The organism is Bradyrhizobium sp. PRIMUS42 (assembly GCF_023006515.1).
In the GTDB taxonomy this organism is placed as follows: domain Bacteria; phylum Pseudomonadota; class Alphaproteobacteria; order Rhizobiales; family Xanthobacteraceae; genus Bradyrhizobium.
Window position 1 is genome coordinate 1 of record NZ_JALBGZ010001437.1, and the last position, 644, is coordinate 644.

Annotated in this window: 1 pseudogene; it reads left to right on the forward strand. The window is 69.3% G+C overall.

The features are described from left to right. Positions 1-644, forward strand: a pseudogene (locus MOV75_RS40915) (lytic transglycosylase domain-containing protein); the annotation flags it as partial.

Below are 644 nucleotides of genomic sequence, written 5' to 3' on the forward strand. Positions count from 1 at the left end.
CTGGCTCCGGCGACCCGCCAACATGCCGCGCCGCGCAAGCCGGTCGTCCCGGCCGCGGTGGCAGCGACATCGTCGACGTCCCAAGGCGACAAGGAGACGCTGGAGAGCGTCATCGAGCTCGTCCGCAAGCGCAAGGCGGGTGACGCCACCAACGCGAGCGCCAGCATCTCCGATCCGGTCGCGCGAAAACTCGCGGAATGGATCATCCTGCGCAGCGAGGACAATGGCGCGACCGTGGAGCGCTACCGCGCCTTCCTCTCCGCCAATCCGAGCTGGCCGTCGCAGACCTTCCTGCGCCGGCGTCTCGAGGCCGCGATGTGGGACGACAGGCGCGACGATTCCGTCGCATGGTCCTGGTTCGAGAACGAATCTCCTGTGTCCGCCAAGGGCCGCTTCACGCTCGCCAAGGCGATGCTGGCGCGCGGCGATCGTGCCAATGCCGAGCGGCTGGTGCGCGAGGCCTGGCGCAGCGATCCGATGTCCGAGGACACCGAGAACAACGCGCTCGACCAGTTCGGCGCCCTGCTGACGCCGGGCGATCAGAAGGCGCGGATGGACACCCTGCTCTACGGCAGCGAGAACGAAGCCGCGCTGCGCGCCGCAAAGCGCCTGGGCGCCGGCTATATCGCACTCGCCAAGGCCCG